This window comes from Xanthomonas sp. SHU 199 (assembly GCF_000364665.1).
Classification (GTDB): Bacteria; Pseudomonadota; Gammaproteobacteria; order Xanthomonadales; family Xanthomonadaceae; genus Xanthomonas_A; species Xanthomonas_A sontii.
Map to the genome: position 1 here is coordinate 1 of NZ_AQOI01000748.1, position 14,544 is coordinate 14,544.

At 68.5% G+C, this 14,544-nt stretch carries 13 protein-coding genes and 1 pseudogene; 8 read left to right on the forward strand and 6 right to left on the reverse strand.

Annotation, left to right across the window (positions count from 1 at the left end):
- Positions 1–1,661: efflux RND transporter permease subunit (locus D183_RS25505; protein WP_017910692.1), on the forward strand; the 1,661-nt coding region annotated here is incomplete at its 5' end.
- Complete coding sequence (locus D183_RS0120770; RefSeq protein ID WP_017910693.1) at positions 1,658–4,744, forward strand: efflux RND transporter permease subunit; 3,087 nt, start codon at positions 1,658–1,660, stop codon at positions 4,742–4,744. The genes D183_RS25505 and D183_RS0120770, both read left to right, overlap by 4 nt.
- Before the next feature lie 131 nt (positions 4,745–4,875).
- Here D183_RS0120770 and D183_RS0120775 read toward each other — a convergent pair whose 3' ends face one another.
- The 6 genes from D183_RS0120775 to ykgO all read right to left on the reverse strand — a co-directional run bounded on the left by D183_RS0120775 (position 4,876) and on the right by ykgO (position 9,523).
- Positions 4,876–6,168, reverse strand: a complete 1,293-nt coding sequence (locus D183_RS0120775) for a TraB/GumN family protein (RefSeq protein WP_039729075.1) — start codon at positions 6,166–6,168, stop codon at positions 4,876–4,878.
- Entirely contained in the window at positions 6,161–6,697 is a 537-nt protein-coding gene (locus D183_RS0120780) for a GNAT family N-acetyltransferase (RefSeq protein WP_017910695.1), read from the reverse strand. Before D183_RS0120780 ends, D183_RS0120775 begins: the two co-directional genes overlap by 8 nt.
- Positions 6,698–6,708: 11 nt before the next feature.
- Entirely contained in the window at positions 6,709–7,593 is an 885-nt protein-coding gene (locus tag D183_RS0120785; protein WP_017910696.1) for a carbon-nitrogen hydrolase, read from the reverse strand.
- 141 nt (positions 7,594–7,734) lie between these two features.
- On the reverse strand, positions 7,735–8,772 hold the full coding sequence (locus tag D183_RS0120790; protein ID WP_017910697.1) for an agmatine deiminase family protein: 1,038 nt from the start codon (positions 8,770–8,772) through the stop codon (positions 7,735–7,737).
- Between the two features lie 168 nt (positions 8,773–8,940).
- Positions 8,941–9,270: a hypothetical protein gene (locus D183_RS0120795; protein WP_017910698.1), complete on the reverse strand. Its 330-nt coding sequence runs from the start codon at positions 9,268–9,270 to the stop codon at positions 8,941–8,943.
- Between the two features lie 127 nt (positions 9,271–9,397).
- Positions 9,398–9,523, reverse strand: a complete 126-nt coding sequence (ykgO, locus tag D183_RS0120800; protein ID WP_010342887.1) for a type B 50S ribosomal protein L36 — start codon at positions 9,521–9,523, stop codon at positions 9,398–9,400.
- 172 nt (positions 9,524–9,695) lie between these two features.
- On the opposite strand from ykgO, the gene cmk reads away from it, so the two are divergent.
- From cmk to D183_RS0120830, 6 genes and pseudogenes are all read left to right on the forward strand, one after another.
- Positions 9,696–10,367 (forward strand): (d)CMP kinase, encoded by a 672-nt coding sequence (cmk, locus tag D183_RS0120805; RefSeq protein WP_017910699.1) that lies wholly within the window; start codon positions 9,696–9,698, stop codon positions 10,365–10,367.
- Between the two features lie 230 nt (positions 10,368–10,597).
- A complete protein-coding gene (gene rpsA / locus D183_RS0120810) occupies positions 10,598–12,277 on the forward strand; it encodes a 30S ribosomal protein S1 (RefSeq protein WP_010342889.1) in 1,680 nt (559 codons plus the stop codon).
- An 80-nt stretch (positions 12,278–12,357) separates the two neighbouring features.
- Positions 12,358–12,663, forward strand: coding sequence for an integration host factor subunit beta (locus tag D183_RS0120815; RefSeq protein ID WP_010342890.1), 306 nt, complete (start codon positions 12,358–12,360; stop codon positions 12,661–12,663).
- A 73-nt stretch (positions 12,664–12,736) separates the two neighbouring features.
- On the forward strand, positions 12,737–13,036 hold the full coding sequence (locus D183_RS0120820) for a LapA family protein (protein WP_017910700.1): 300 nt from the start codon (positions 12,737–12,739) through the stop codon (positions 13,034–13,036).
- 6 nt (positions 13,037–13,042) lie between these two features.
- Positions 13,043–14,221, forward strand: coding sequence for a lipopolysaccharide assembly protein LapB (gene lapB, locus D183_RS0120825; RefSeq protein ID WP_017910701.1), 1,179 nt, complete (start codon positions 13,043–13,045; stop codon positions 14,219–14,221).
- Positions 14,221–14,544 (forward strand): annotated as a pseudogene (locus tag D183_RS0120830) (lipopolysaccharide biosynthesis protein); the annotation flags it as partial. The gene lapB and the pseudogene D183_RS0120830, both read left to right, overlap by 1 nt.

A 14,544-nucleotide genomic window follows, 5' to 3' on the forward strand; every position in this document is an offset into this window, starting at 1 on the left:
TGGTGGTCGCGCCGGTGATGCGCAAGGCCAGCGCCCTGGCGATGGCGCCGTACGCGCTGGCCGAGCGCGGCTATCTGCGGCTGCTGCCAGGTGCGCTGGCGCGTCCGGGCTGGGTGCTGGGACTGGCGGCGCTGGCCTTCGCCGCGACCCTGGCGGTGGCGCCGCTGCTGGGCGCCGACCTGATCCCGCAGCTGGCGCAGGATCGTTTCGAGATGACGGTGAAGCTGCCGGCCGGCACGCCGCTGCGGCAGACCGATGCGCTGGTGCGCGAACTGCAGGAGGTGCACGGCAAGGACGCGGGCGTGCAGGCGCTGTACGGGGTCAGCGGCAGCGGCACCCGGCTCGACGCCAACCCCACCGAGAGCGGCGAGAACATCGGCAAGCTGACCATCGCCATGGCCGGCGGCGGCAGCGCGCAGTTCGAGGCGCAGCAGAGCGAGCGCATGCGCGCGACGATGCGCAACCATCCGGGCGTGCAGGTCGGTTTCAGCCGGCCGGAGCTGTTCAGTTTCTCCACGCCGCTGGAGATCGAACTGCGCGGCCAGGACCTGCAGACCATCCAGCACGCCGGGCAGAAGCTGGCGGCGTTGCTGCGCGGCAACGGCCACTTCGCCGACGTCAAATCCACGGTGGAGGAGGGCTTCCCGGAGATCCAGATCCGCTTCGACCAGGAACGTGCCGGCGCGCTGGGGCTGACCACGCGGCAGATCGCCGACGTGGTGGTGAAGAAGGTGCGCGGCGACGTCGCCACCCGCTACAGCTTCCGCGACCGCAAGATCGACGTGCTGGTGCGCGCGCAGCAGAGCGACCGCGCCAGCGTCGACAGCATCCGCCGGCTGATCGTCAATCCGGGCAGCAGCCGGCCGGTGACCCTGGACGCGGTCGCCGACGTGGTCGCCACCACCGGTCCCAGCGAGATCCACCGCGCCGACCAGATCCGCGTGGCGATCGTCTCGGCCAATCTGCGCGACATCGACCTGGGCACGGCGGTGCGCGAAGTGGGCGAAATGGTGGCGCGCGATCCGCTCGGCGCCGGCGTCGGCATGCACATCGGCGGGCAGGGCGAGGAACTGGCGCAGTCGGCGCGCTCGCTGCTGTTCGCGTTCGGCCTGGCGGTATTCCTGGTGTACTTGGTGATGGCTTCGCAGTTCGAGTCGCTGCTGCACCCGTTCGTCATCCTGTTCACCATCCCCCTGGCGCTGGTCGGCGCGGTGCTGGCGCTGCTGCTGACCGGTAAGCCGGTGTCGGTGGTGGTGTTCATCGGCCTGATCCTGCTGGTGGGCCTGGTGACCAAGAACGCGATCATCCTGATCGACAAGGTCAACCAGTTGCGCGAGGAGGGCGTGGCCAAGCGCGCGGCGCTGATCGAAGGCGCACGCTCGCGGTTGCGGCCGATCGTGATGACCACGCTGTGCACGCTGTTCGGCTTCCTGCCGCTGGCGATCGCCAGCGGCGAGGGCGCCGAGGTGCGCGCGCCGATGGCGATCACCGTGATCGGCGGGCTGCTGGTGTCCACGCTGCTGACCTTGCTGGTGATCCCGGTGGTCTACGACCGCCTGGACCGCCGCGCCGACGCGTACTACGCCGAACGCGGGCGGCGTGCGCGGCAACGTGAAAACGGCGAGCAGCGCCTGCAGGACGGCGAGGGCGCGCCGGCATGAGCGTCGCCGAGTTCAGCATCCGCCGTCCGGTCACCACCATCATGTGCTTCGTGTCGCTGGTGGTGGTCGGGCTGATCGCCGCCTTCCGCCTGCCGCTGGAGGCCTTGCCGGACATCTCCGCGCCGTTCCTGTTCGTGCAGCTGCCGTACACCGGCTCCACTCCGGACGAGGTCGAGCGCAACCTGGTGCGGCCGACCGAGGAAGCGCTGGCGACGATGACCGGGATCAAGCGCATGCGCTCGACCGCCACCGCCGACGGCGCCAACATCTTCATCGAGTTCTCCGACTGGGACCGCGACATCGCCATCGCCGCCTCCGATGCGCGCGAGCGTATCGACGCGATCCGCGCCGACCTGCCGGCCGACCTGCGGCGCTACAACGTGTTCAAGTGGTCCAGCAGCGATCAGCCGGTGTTGAAAGTGCGCCTGGCCGGCGCGGCCGACCTGACCGGCGCGTACGACATGCTCGACCGCGAGTTCAAGCGCCGCCTGGAGCGCATTCCCGGGGTGGCCAAGGTGTCGGTGTCGGGCGCGCCACCGAACGAGGTCGAGATCGCCATCGCGCCGGACCGGCTCAGCGCGCACAACCTCAGCCTCAACCAACTCAGCGAGCGCCTCGGCAAGCTCAACTTCTCGCTGTCGGCCGGGCAGATCGACGACAACGGCCAGCGCCTGCGGGTGCAGCCGGTCGGCGAGCTGCGCGACCTGCAGGAGCTGCGCGACCTGGTCATCGATGCCAAGGGCCTGCGCCTGGGCGACATCGCCGAGGTGCGGCTGAAGCCGACCCGGATGAGCTACGGCCGGCGCCTGGACGGGCGCCCGGCGGTGGGGCTGGACGTGTTCAAGGAGCGCAGCGCGAATCTGGTCGAGGTCTCGCGCGCGGTGCTGGCCGAGGTCGAGCAGATCCGCAAGCAGCCGGCGCTGAGCGACGTGCAGATCAAGGTCATCGACAACCAGGGCAAGGCGGTGACCTCGTCGCTGGCGGAACTGGCCGAAGCCGGCGCTGTGGGCCTGCTGCTGTCGGTGACGGTGCTGTTCTTCTTCCTGCGGCACTGGCCGTCGACCCTGATGGTGACCCTGGCGATCCCGATCTGCTTCGCCATCACCCTGGGCTTCATGTACTTCGCCGGGGTCACCCTCAACATCCTGACCATGATGGGCCTGCTGCTGGCGGTGGGCATGCTGGTGGACAACGCGGTGGTGGTGGTGGAGAGCATCTACCAGGAGCGCGAGCGCATGCCGGACCAGCCGCAGCGCGCTTCCATCCTCGGCACCCGCAATGTCGCCATCGCGCTGTCGGCCGGCACCCTGTGCCACTGCATCGTGTTCCTGCCGAACCTGTTCGGCGAGACCAACAACATCAGCATCTTCATGTCGCAGATCGCCATCACCATCTCGGTGTCGCTGCTGGCGTCGTGGCTGGTGGCGGTGAGCCTGATCCCGATGCTGTCGGCGCGCATGCGCACCCCGGCGCTGCTGCATTCCCCGCACGGACTGATCCCGCGCCTGCAGCGCCGCTACGCGCGGGTGCTGGCCTGGTCGCTGGCGCACCGTGGCTGGAGCGTGTGCGCGATCGTGCTGATCAGCGCGCTGAGCGTGATCCCGATGCTGCAGACCAAGAAGGACATGTTCGGCGGCGACGGCGGCGAGCAGGTCTTCATCGGCTACCAGTGGAAGGGCGCCTACACGCGCGAGCAGATGGCCGAGGAAGTGACCCGGCTGGAACGCTTCATCGACGCGCGCCGCGCGCAGTACCACGTGACCCAGGTGTATTCCTGGTTCAGCGAGGAGGAGGGCAGCAGCACCACGCTCACCGTCGATCTGAAGCAGGTCCGCGACCTGCCGGCACTGATGGAACGCATCCGCAAGGAACTGCCGCGCTCGGCGCGGGTCGATTTCCACGTCGGCAACAGCAACGGCGGCGATGGCGGCAACGGCGGCGGGCAGACCGTGCAGGTGCAGCTCGTCGGCGATTCCACCGAGGCGCTGCGCGCGCTTGCCGACGACGTGGTGCCGGTGCTGGCGCGGCGCAAGGAGCTGCGCGACGTGCGCGTGGACAGCGGCGATCGCAGCGCCGAACTGGCGGTGCGGGTGGACCGCGAGCGCGCCGCCGCGTTCGGCTTCAGCGCCGAGCAGGTCGCCAGCTTCGTCGGCCTGGCGCTGCGCGGCGCGTCGCTGCGCGAGTTCCGCCACGGCGACAACGAGGTGCCGGTGTGGGTGCGCTTCGCCGGTGCCGAGCAGACCTCGCCGGAAGACCTGGACAGCTTCAACGTGCGCACCCAGGACGGGCGCAGCGTGCCGCTGCTGAGCCTGGTCGAAACGCAGCCGCGCGCGGCCGCGACCCAGATCGCCCGTACCAACCGGCAGACCACGCTGACCATCACCGCCAACCTCGGCGCCAAGGTCACCGCGCCGGAAGCCAAGCAGGCGATCGAGGACACCCTCAACGCAGTCAGCTTCCCGGTCGGCTACCGCTACAGCTTCGACGGCGCGGACGGCCAGGACGACGACCAGGCCAGCAAGCAAATGCTGTTCAACCTGCTGATCGCGCTGGTGATGATCTACGTGGTCATGGCCGCGATGTTCGAATCGCTGCTGTTCCCGGTGGCGATCATGAGCGGTGTGCTGTTCTCGGTGTTCGGCGTGTTCTGGCTGTTCTGGATCACCGGCACCAGCTTCGGGATCATGGCCTTCATCGGCATCCTGGTGCTGATGGGCGTGGTGGTGAACAACGGCATCGTGATGATCGAGCACATCAACAACCTGCGCCGGCGCGGGCTGGGCCGCACCGAGGCGCTGATCGAAGGCTCGCGCGAGCGCCTTCGCCCGATCATGATGACCATGGGCACGGCGATCCTGGCGATGGTGCCGATCTCGCTGACCACCACGCAGATGTTCGGCGACGGCCCGGCCTACTACCCGATGGCGCGCGCCATCGCCGGCGGCCTGGCGTTCTCGACCGTGGTCAGCCTGCTGTTCCTGCCGACCATCTACGCAATCCTGGACGATCTGAGCAACGGCGTGGCCAACCTGGTGCGGCGCGCGCGTGGGCGTCGCGACGTCGCCGCGCAGATGGTGTCCTGATCCGGAGGCTTCAGACGACCTGTGGGAGGGGCTTCAGCCCCGACGCCGTACCGCCGAGGCGTCGGGGCTGAAGCCCCTCCCACAAAGGCGACACTTGCGCGGCAGCAGTTACCGCTGCAGCGCAGTGTGGTTCAACCCGCCAACTTGCCGAAGATGCGGAAGCCGGCCAGCCACACGCCGAGCATGCTGCCCAGGTTGGTCAGCAGGAAGGTCAGCACCACCCGCGAGACGCGGTTGCGGTACCAGCCGCGCAGGTTCTGCGCATCGTCGCGCAGCGCCAGGAAATCGCCATAGGCCGGCTTGCGCATGTGCACTTCGACCAGGGCGCTGAACGCCCCGGCCGGCAAGCCCGGGCGGAACGGCTTCAGCGGCGCGGCGATGGCGCCGGCGATCACGCTCAGCGGATGCCCGCCGGCCAGGATGCAGCCCAGCCCGGCCAGGCCGCCGGTGAACAGCACCCACTGCAGCAGCAGGTCGGTGCCCAGTGCGAAGCCGCCGTGCCAGTAGCCCCAGGCCACGCCGCCCAGCACCAGCGCGGTCAGGGTCAGGGTGATCCACGGCACCTTCTTCTTGGTCTGCACCTCTTCCAGCGCCTTGCGCAGCGTCGCCGGGTCGTCCTGGTCGCCCTGCAGGTGCCGCGCCAGGCCGGCCAGGTGGCCCGCGCCGACCACCGCCAGCACGTCGCGCACGCCGGTCGACGGCGCGCCGTCCAGCGGTTCGGCATTGCCGGCCAGCGGCAGCGCGCGCTGTTGCGCCTGTTCCTCGCGCAGGCGCGTGGCCATGTAGCGGTCGCGCTCGGCGATGATGGTGTCGTACAGCGCCGGGCTCTCGCTGGCGAAATCGCCGAAGCTGGCTTCGAGCATGTCGCCCTGCTTGAGCTTCTCGATCTCCGCCTCGCCGACCTCGTCGGACGCGAACAAGCCGCCGAGCAGGCCGCTGGCCAGCTTCAGCTTGCCGAAGAAGCCGAGCCGGCTGGAGGCGCGCTTGAAGGTCAGGCCGACTTCGCGATCGATCAGGTACACCGGCAACTGCCGTTCGCGCGCCAGCAGGACTGCGCGCTTGAGTTCGGCGCCGGGCTCGATGCCCAGTTGCTCGGCCAGGCGCCGCTGGTAGGCGGCCAGCGCCAGGTTGGCGGCGAACAGGGCCACGCGGCCCTTGCGGATCACCTGCACCAGGTCCAGCTTGGTCAGTGCGTCCGGGTCGGTCAGCGCCTGCAGGCGTTGCGGATCCAGTTCCACCGCCACCGCATCGAAACGGCCACTGCCGATCGCCCGTTCCACGGCAGCGACGCTGGCCAGGGACACGTGCGCGGTGCCGAGCAGGGTGTAGCGGATGCCGTCGCGTTCGACGATGCGGTATGGTTGGCCGTCGAACAGCGCGTCGTCGCCGTCGGCCTGGGAAAATGCGTTCATTCCATCACTCATCGGAGGGCGCCTCATCGGCGCCGGGGCCCAGCGGGCGTTGCATCTGTAAGGTATCCAGCCAGCGCCCGTGCTTGCGCCCGAGTCCGCGGAAGACGCCGACCGGCACGAAGCCGAAACGCTGGTGCAGGCGGACCGAGGCGTGATTGCCCGGCTCGCCGATCACCGCGATCATCTGCCGGAAGCCGCGCGCCGTGCAGTCGGCGATCAGCGCCTGCAACAGCGCCGCGCCGACGCCGCGGCCGTGCAGCGCGGGATCGACGTATACGGTGTCCTCCACGGTCCAGCGATACGCGGCGCGCGGCCGGTAGCTGCTGGCATAGGCATAGCCGGCCAGGCGTCCGTCGGCGGTGCATGCGACCAGATACGGATAGCCGCGCGCGGTCACGTCCTGCATGCGCCGCAGCATCTCGGCCTGGTCCGGCGCCACATCCTCGTAGGTATTGACGTGGCGGCGCACCTCGTCGGCGTACAGCGCGGTGATCGCGGGAACGTCGGCGGCCTCGGCCGCACGCAGCTGCAGGTCGTCCAAGGCGGTGCGGCTCAGTCGATGTAGCGCTTCAGCAGGTCGCCGTAGGCGTCGATGCGGCGGTCGCGCAGGAACGGCCAGATCCGCCGCACGTGCTCGCTGCGCTGCAGGTCCACGTCGCAGACCAGTACGGTCGGCTCGGCGCCGGCCTCGGCGATGAACTCGCCCTGCGGGCCGAGCACGTGGCTGTTGCCCCAGAACTGGATGCCCGCCGCGCCCAGCGGCGACGGCTCGTGGCCGACCCGGTTGCAGCTGAGCACCGGCACGCCGTTGGCCACGGCATGGCCGCGATGGCTGAGGATCCAGGCATCGCGCTGGCGTTCCTGCTCGGCCTGTTCGTCGCTGGGGTCCCAGCCGATCGCAGTCGGGTACAGCAGCAGTTCGGCGCCGGCCAGGGCCATCAGCCGCGCCGCTTCCGGGTACCACTGGTCCCAGCACACCAGTACGCCGAGGCGGCCGACCGAGGTCTGGATCGGGGTGAAGCCCAGATCGCCCGGGGTGAAGTAGAACTTCTCGTAGAAACCCGGATCGTCGGGGATGTGCATCTTGCGGTACTTGCCCAGCAGGCTGCCGTCCTTTTCGAACACCACCGCGGTGTTGTGGTACAGCCCGGCGGCGCGGCGCTCGAACAGCGAGCCGACCAAGACCACGCCATGGCGCTTGGCCAGCGCGCCCAGGCGCTCGGTGCTGGGGCCGGGAATCGGCTCGGCCAGGTCGAATTCGTCCACCGATTCGTGCTGGCAGAAGTACGCGCCGTTGTGCAGTTCCTGCAGCAGCACCAGCTGCGCGCCCTGCGCGGCGGCCTCGGCCACACGCGATTCGATCGCTGCCAGGTTCGCCGCGGCGTCGCCGTGGTTGCGCTCCTGGATCAGCGCGACGGAAAGAGTGTTTCGGCTCATTGCGGAATCAAGGTTCGCGGTAAACCGGCATGGTAGCGCGGATGGCCGCGCGGCAGGTTCCGGGGAGATGAATCCCGCGCCACGCGTGGCGGCGGCGCGGGTGCTCGGTGCTGCGCCGGCGTGCGGCGCAGGCGCGGCGGTTCAGTCCGCCAGCAGTCCGGCCGGCAGCTGCATGGTGATGCAGTGCAGGCTGCCGTTCTGCCAGATCAGCGCGCGACAGGGGATCGGCACGATCTCGTGCTGCGGGAAGGCCTGCGCCATCACCGCCTGCGCCTGCGCATCGGCCGCGTCGCCGTAGGCCGGCATCAGCACCGCGCCGTTGACGATCAGGAAGTTGGCGTAGGAGGCGGCCAGGCGCCGGCCCTCATCGATGACCGGCTGCGCCCACGGCAGCGGGAACAGCCGATAGGGCGCGCCCTCGGCGGTACGCAACGCGGCCAGTTCGGCGCCCATCGCCTGCAGTTCGGCGTAGTGCGAATCGCCGGCGTCGTCGCAGGCCTGGTAGACGATCGCATCGGTCCCGGCGAAGCGGGCGAGGGTGTCGATGTGCGCGTCGGTGTCGTCGCCTTCCAGGTAGCCGTGGTCCAGCCACAGCACGCGCTGCTGCGCCAGCCAGTCGGCCAGGTCGTGGCTGAGCGATTCGCGGCTGCGCTGCGGGTGGCGCTCGTGCAGGCACTGCCAGGTGGTCAGCAGGGTGCCGGCGCCATCGCAGTCGATGGCGCCGCCTTCCAGGGCGAAGTCGATGCGGCGCACGTCGCTGTCGGCGAACAGGCCCTGCTCGGCCAGCACGCTCACCAACTGGTCGTCACGACTGGCCTGGAACTTGCCGCCCCAGCCGGTGAAGCGGAAGTCCAGCAGCTGGAAGCCGCCGCCGGCGCGCGCCAGGGTGATCGGGCCGGAATCGCGCAGCCAGGTGTCGTCGTACTCGGCCTCGACGAAGCGCACCCGCTGCATGTCCACCCGCGCCGAGCGTAAGCGCGCCTCGGCGTAGATCTGCAGGTCGGCGTCGGCCACGCAGATCAGCACCCGCTGGAAGCGCACGATCGCCGCGACCAGGGCGATGTAGGTTTCCTCGACCTCGGCCAGGCGCTCTGCCCAGTCGGTGCCGGCATGCGGCCAGGCGATCAGGATGGCGGACTGGGGCTCCCATTCCGCGGGAAGGCGAAGACGATCAGTCATTGCGACCACTACTCAGGTTGTGCCCGGCATCGCGCCAGGGTGTGTGTCGTTCGTATCCCGCACCGACGGGGCGCGGGAGCTTTGCGCCGCGCCGCGGCTGGGCGACCGCGACGCGGCAGTGCTGGGGTGCTCGGCCAGGCGCACGCGCGACCGGGCGCAGGGTCGGCGTCAGCGGATCGCGGGTTTCGGGCCGATCTCGTTGGCGTCGGCCTTGTTGGCGACCACGTCCACCACCTTCTGTTTCTCGAAGTACACGGTGAAGGCCGGATAGACCCAGCGGTTGATGGTCGGCCATTGCCGCTTCTGGCCGCCACGCGGCTCCAGCTTCTGCTGCGGGGCGCCGTAGCGCGCCTGCACCTGGGCCATGCTCAGGCCGCGGGTCGGCAGCGCCGCGGCGGGCTCTTCCTTGACCCGGTCGACCAGGAGGGTCTCGGCTTGGGCGCCGCCGGCCAGGCCCAACACGGCCAGCAGCGGAAGGACGGACAGACGATGCTTCATCACGTGTACTCCCCAGAGGACGAGCGCCGATTACAGCAAACTTCGATAACAAAAAACCGCCCGAAGGCGGCTTTCGTCGACGACCGGCCACCGCTGCGCGCGGCGCGGCAGGGCAGGCCGGGTCGGATCAGCGCTGACGCGCCTTGAAACGGGGGTTGGACTTGCAGATCACGAAGACCTTGCCGCGGCGGCGGACCACCTTGCAGTCGCGGTGACGGGCCTTCGCCGACTTCAGGGAGGACAGGACTTTCATGGCACACCTCGGCGTAAACTTGTGGATTCGAAGGAGGGCGGCACGGCCGAAACCATGGCGCGGGATCAGTAAGCCGGCGATTGTAGCCTGGTTTTCTTCATGGTTTCAACTGCTTGCGCCAGCCCGGCCGGCGTCGGCGCTACAATGCGCCGCCCCCCGTCCGAGGAACCGCATGAACGAGCCCGCTCCCGTCCTGACCATCGATGGCCCTTCCGGGGCCGGCAAAGGCACCGTCAGCCGCATCGTCGCCGCCCGCCTGGGCTGGCATTACCTGGATTCGGGGGCGCTGTACCGGGCGGTCGGGGTGGCGGCAAGCTGGGCCAATCTGGACATTTCCGACGCCGCCGCCCTGGTGCGCTGCACGTTCGACACCCGGGTGGATTTCGACGAGGTCGCCGATGGCGGCCTGCGGGTGCGGATCAACGGCGCCGATGCCACCGACGAGCTGCGCCTGGAGACCACTGGTGCGGTGGCCTCGGCGATCGCCGCCATCCCCGAGGTGCGTGCGGCGCTGAAACAGCGCCAGCGCGCCTTCCGCACCCCGCCGGGGCTGGTCGCCGACGGCCGCGACATGGGGACGGTGATTTTTCCGGACGCCCCGTACAAGGTGTTCCTGACCGCCAGCGCCGAGGAGCGCGCCCAGCGCCGGCATAAGCAGTTGAAGGAAAAAGGGGTTTCGGTTATATTCGACGACCTGCTGCGCGAGATCATGGCCCGCGACGCACGCGATGCGCAACGCGCGGTGGCCCCGCTGAGGCCGGCAGACGATGCCGTCCTCCTCGATACCACCGGCATGGACATCGACCAGGTGGTGGGCCGCGTCCTGCAGTTGCTGCCGGTCTGAGCGGCACGCAGGGCAGGGCAGCAGTTTGGTGGCGTCATGCACGCCACCGGTTCCTCGTTACACCCGCAACATCCATGTTCCATCGATAGCGTCAAAGGCTCCGCTGCGCAATTCCGCGCTGCGGTTTTTCCATTCCACACCCGGCCGCTGTTCGGGCCGACTAACAGGTGGACAGTCGCTGTTTTCCAGAAGAAAACGCCCTGTCCGTGTGTCCACTAGAGTAATTTCAAATGACCGAATCTTTTGCCGAACTGTTCGAAGCCAGCCAAGCCAACCTGGCCAAGCTGAAGCCCGGCGCCATCGTCACCGGTACCGTCGTGGAAGTCCGCGGCGACGTGGTGGTGATCAACGCCGGCCTGAAGTCCGAAGGCATCGTGCCGATCGAGCAGTTCCGTAACGACGCTGGCGAAATCGACGTCGCCGAAGGCGACCTGGTCAAGGTCGCGCTCGACTCGCTCGAGAACGGCTTCGGCGAGACCGTGCTGTCGCGCGAGAAGGCCAAGCGCGCCATGGTGTGGGACGAGCTGGAAGAAGCGTTGGAGAAGAACGAGACCATCACCGGCCGCATCAGCGGCAAGGTCAAGGGTGGTTTCACCGTGGACATCAAGGATGTCCGCGCGTTCCTGCCCGGTTCGCTGGTGGATGTGCGCCCGGTGCGCGACCCGGCCTACCTGGAAGGCAAGGAACTGGAGTTCAAGCTGATCAAGCTGGACCGCAAGCGCAACAACGTGGTGGTCTCGCGTCGTGCGGTGGTCGAGAGCGAGCACTCGGAAGAGCGCGAGCAGCTGATGGACAAGCTGCAGGAAGGCGCGATCCTGAAGGGCGTGGTCAAGAACCTGACCGACTACGGCGCGTTCGTGGACCTGGGCGGCATCGACGGCCTGCTGCACATCACCGACATGGCCTGGAAGCGCGTGCGCCATCCGTCCGAAGTGGTCAACGTCGGCGACGAGCTGGACGTGCGCGTGCTGAAGTTCGATCGCGAGCGTAACCGCGTCAGCCTCGGCCTGAAGCAACTGGGCGAGGATCCGTGGGACAACATCGCGCGCCGTTACCCGGCCAACAGCCGCGTGTTCGGCAAGGTCTCCAACGTCACCGATTACGGCGCGTTCGTCGAGATCGAGCCGGGCGTGGAAGGCCTGGTGCACGTGTCCGAGATGGACTGGACCAACAAGAACGTCAACCCGTCCAAGGTCGTGCAGGTCGGCGACGAAGTCGAAGTGATGGTGCTGGACGTGGACGAAGAGCGTCGCCGCATCTCGCTGGGCATGAAGCAGGTCGCCGCCAATCCGTGGGAAACCTTCGCCGCCACCCACAAGAAGAACGACAAGGTGTCCGGCCAGATCAAGTCGATCACCGACTTCGGCATCTTCATCGGCCTGGACGGCGGCATCGACGGCCTGGTGCACCTGTCCGACATCAGCTGGAACACCACCGGCGAAGACATCGTGCGCAACTTCAAGAAGGGCGACACGCTGGAAGCGGTGGTGCTGGCGGTGGACCCGGAGCGCGAGCGCATCAGCCTGGGCGTCAAGCAGCTGGAGCAGGATCCGTTCGGCCAGTACATGGCCGCCAACCCGAAGGGCTCGAAGGTCGAGGGCGTGGTGCGTGAAGTGGACGCCAAGGGCGCCACCATCGACCTGGCCGACGGCATCGAAGGCTACGTCGCTGCGCGCGACATCGCCAACGAGCGCGTCGACGACGCCAGCCAGCACCTGAAGGTCGGCGACAAGATCGAAGCCAAGTTCGTGGGCATGGACCGCAAGGGCCGCACCCTGCAGCTGTCGATCAAGGCCAAGGACGATGCCGAAATGCGCGAAGTGCTGGAGGAATACCAGTCCGCGTCGGGCGGCACCACCCAGCTGGGCGCGCTGCTGCGTGCGCAGCTGAACGGCAACAAGTCCGAGTAATCCGCCACACGCAGCGTTACTGGCACGGCCCGGTGTTCCCGGGCCGTGCCAGGTTGCGACCCCACTGCACGCATCCGTAAATGACCAAATCCGAGCTGATCGAAATCCTGGCGCGCAAGCAGGCGCATCTGAAGTCGGACGACGTCGATCTGGCGGTGAAGTCGTTGTTGGAAATGATGGGCGGCGCCCTGTCCGGCGGCGATCGCATCGAGATCCGCGGCTTCGGCAGCTTTTCCCTGCATTACCGGCCGCCGCGCCTGGGACGCAATCCCAAGACCGGCGAGTCCGTCGCGCTTCCCGGCAAGCACGTGCCGCATTTCAAGCCCGGCAAGGAGCTGCGCGAGCGCGTGAGCGGCGTCGTCCCGGTCGAATCCGACACGCCCTGAGCCCGGCGTCCGGCGCTTGCCGGAATCCACGCCTGTTCGGCTAATCTAGTGTCTCCCGACGCTGGAGTTGCTCATGAAGATCGCACGACTGCTGATCCTGCTGGTGTTGCTGTTGGCCGGCCTGGTCATCGGGTCGCTCAATTCGCAGCCGATCCAGATCAACTTCGTGTTCTCCAGCATCGCCACCACCTCCGGCATCGCCATCATCGTCTCGCTGTTCGCCGGCGTGCTGATCGGCGCCTCGCTGGTCCTGGCGGCCCTGGTGATCCCCCTGTATGCCAAGCTGCGTCGCGCCAACAAGACCGCGAACGCCGCGACCCCGGCCGTCGCGCCGGTCTCCCCCCATGCCCACCAGCCCTTGGACGGACGCTGATCTTCGATGGACTTTCTGACCGAGTGGTTCTGGTTCTTCCTGTTCCTGCCGCTGGCGGCATTGAGCGGCTGGGTGATCGGCCGCCGTGGCGGCCAGCGCCATGGCGATACCCAGGTCAGCCGGCTGTCCAGCACCTATTTCCGCGGCCTCAACTACCTGCTCAACGAGCAGCCGGACAAGGCGATCGAGCTGTTCCTGCACATCGCCGAACTGGACAAGGAAACCTTCGAGACCCAGGTCGCGCTGGGACACCTGTTCCGTCGCCGCGGTGAGGTCGACCGCGCCATCCGCCTGCACCAGGGCCTGGTCCAGCGCGGCGACCTGAGCGACGCGCAACGCGTGCAGGCCTTGCTGGCGCTGGGCGAGGACTACATGAAGTCGGGGCTGCTGGACCGCGCCGAAACCGTGTTCACCGAGCTGGCGCAGATCGACCAGCGTGCGCCGCAGGCGCTCAAGCACCTGATCGGCATCTACCAGGCCGAACGCGACTGGGAAAAGGCCATCGACAACGCCACCCGCTACGAAGAGGTGACCGGCGAGCCGATGGGCAAGCTGATCGCCCAGTTCGAATGCGAGCTGGCCGACCGCTACCGCGCCTCCGGCAAGAACGATCTGGCGCGGGAGGCGATCGCGCGCGCCTACCAGGCCGATGCCAAGTCGGTGCGTGCCGGCATCCTGGAAGGGCGCATCGATGTCGACGACGGCAACGACGAGGCCGCCATCCGCGCCTTCGAGCGCGCCGCGCGCCACGACCCGGACTACCTGCCGGAGATCATGCCGGCGCTGATGGAGTGCTACCGCCGCGGCAACGATCTCAGCGGCGCGCGCGCGTTCCTGTCGGAGATGACCGAGCACTACCGCGGCATCGCTCCGGTGCTGGCGCTGACCCGCCTGATGGAGTCGCAGGAAGGCATTTCCGCCGCGCGTTCCTACCTGGGCCGGCAGCTCAAGGACCGGCCGTCGGTGCGCGGCGAGTCCGCGCTGATCGACCTGACCCTGGCCGAGGGCGCCGATTCCACCGCGACCCTGCAGGATCTCAAGCACATCACCGACCAGCTGCTGGTGCGCAATCCCAGCTATCGCTGCACCCGCTGCGGCTTCGGCGCGCGCACCCACCACTGGCAATGCCCCAGCTGCAAGGAGTGGGGCACGGTTAAGCCGTTGCTCAACTACGCGGTGGTGTAGTGCCCATCGCAGGAGCCGCGCTGCTCTTGGCGCTTGGGGTGTTCAGCGCGGCTGGCACCTGGCTGTCGCGCCAGTACGCACTCAAACGCAAGTTGATGGACGCGCCCGGCGAGCGGCGCAGCCACACCGTGGCGACGCCACGCGGCGGCGGCGTGGCGATCGTGGCGGCGGTGCTGCTGGCCTGCGGCTGGGCGGCCCTGCAATGGCCGCAGCACGGCGCGGGCATCGCCACCGTCGCCGCCGGCCTGGTGCTGGTCGCAGGCGTGGGCTGGTGGGACGACCACCGGTCGCTATCGGCGGCGCTGCGATTGCTGGTGCATGCA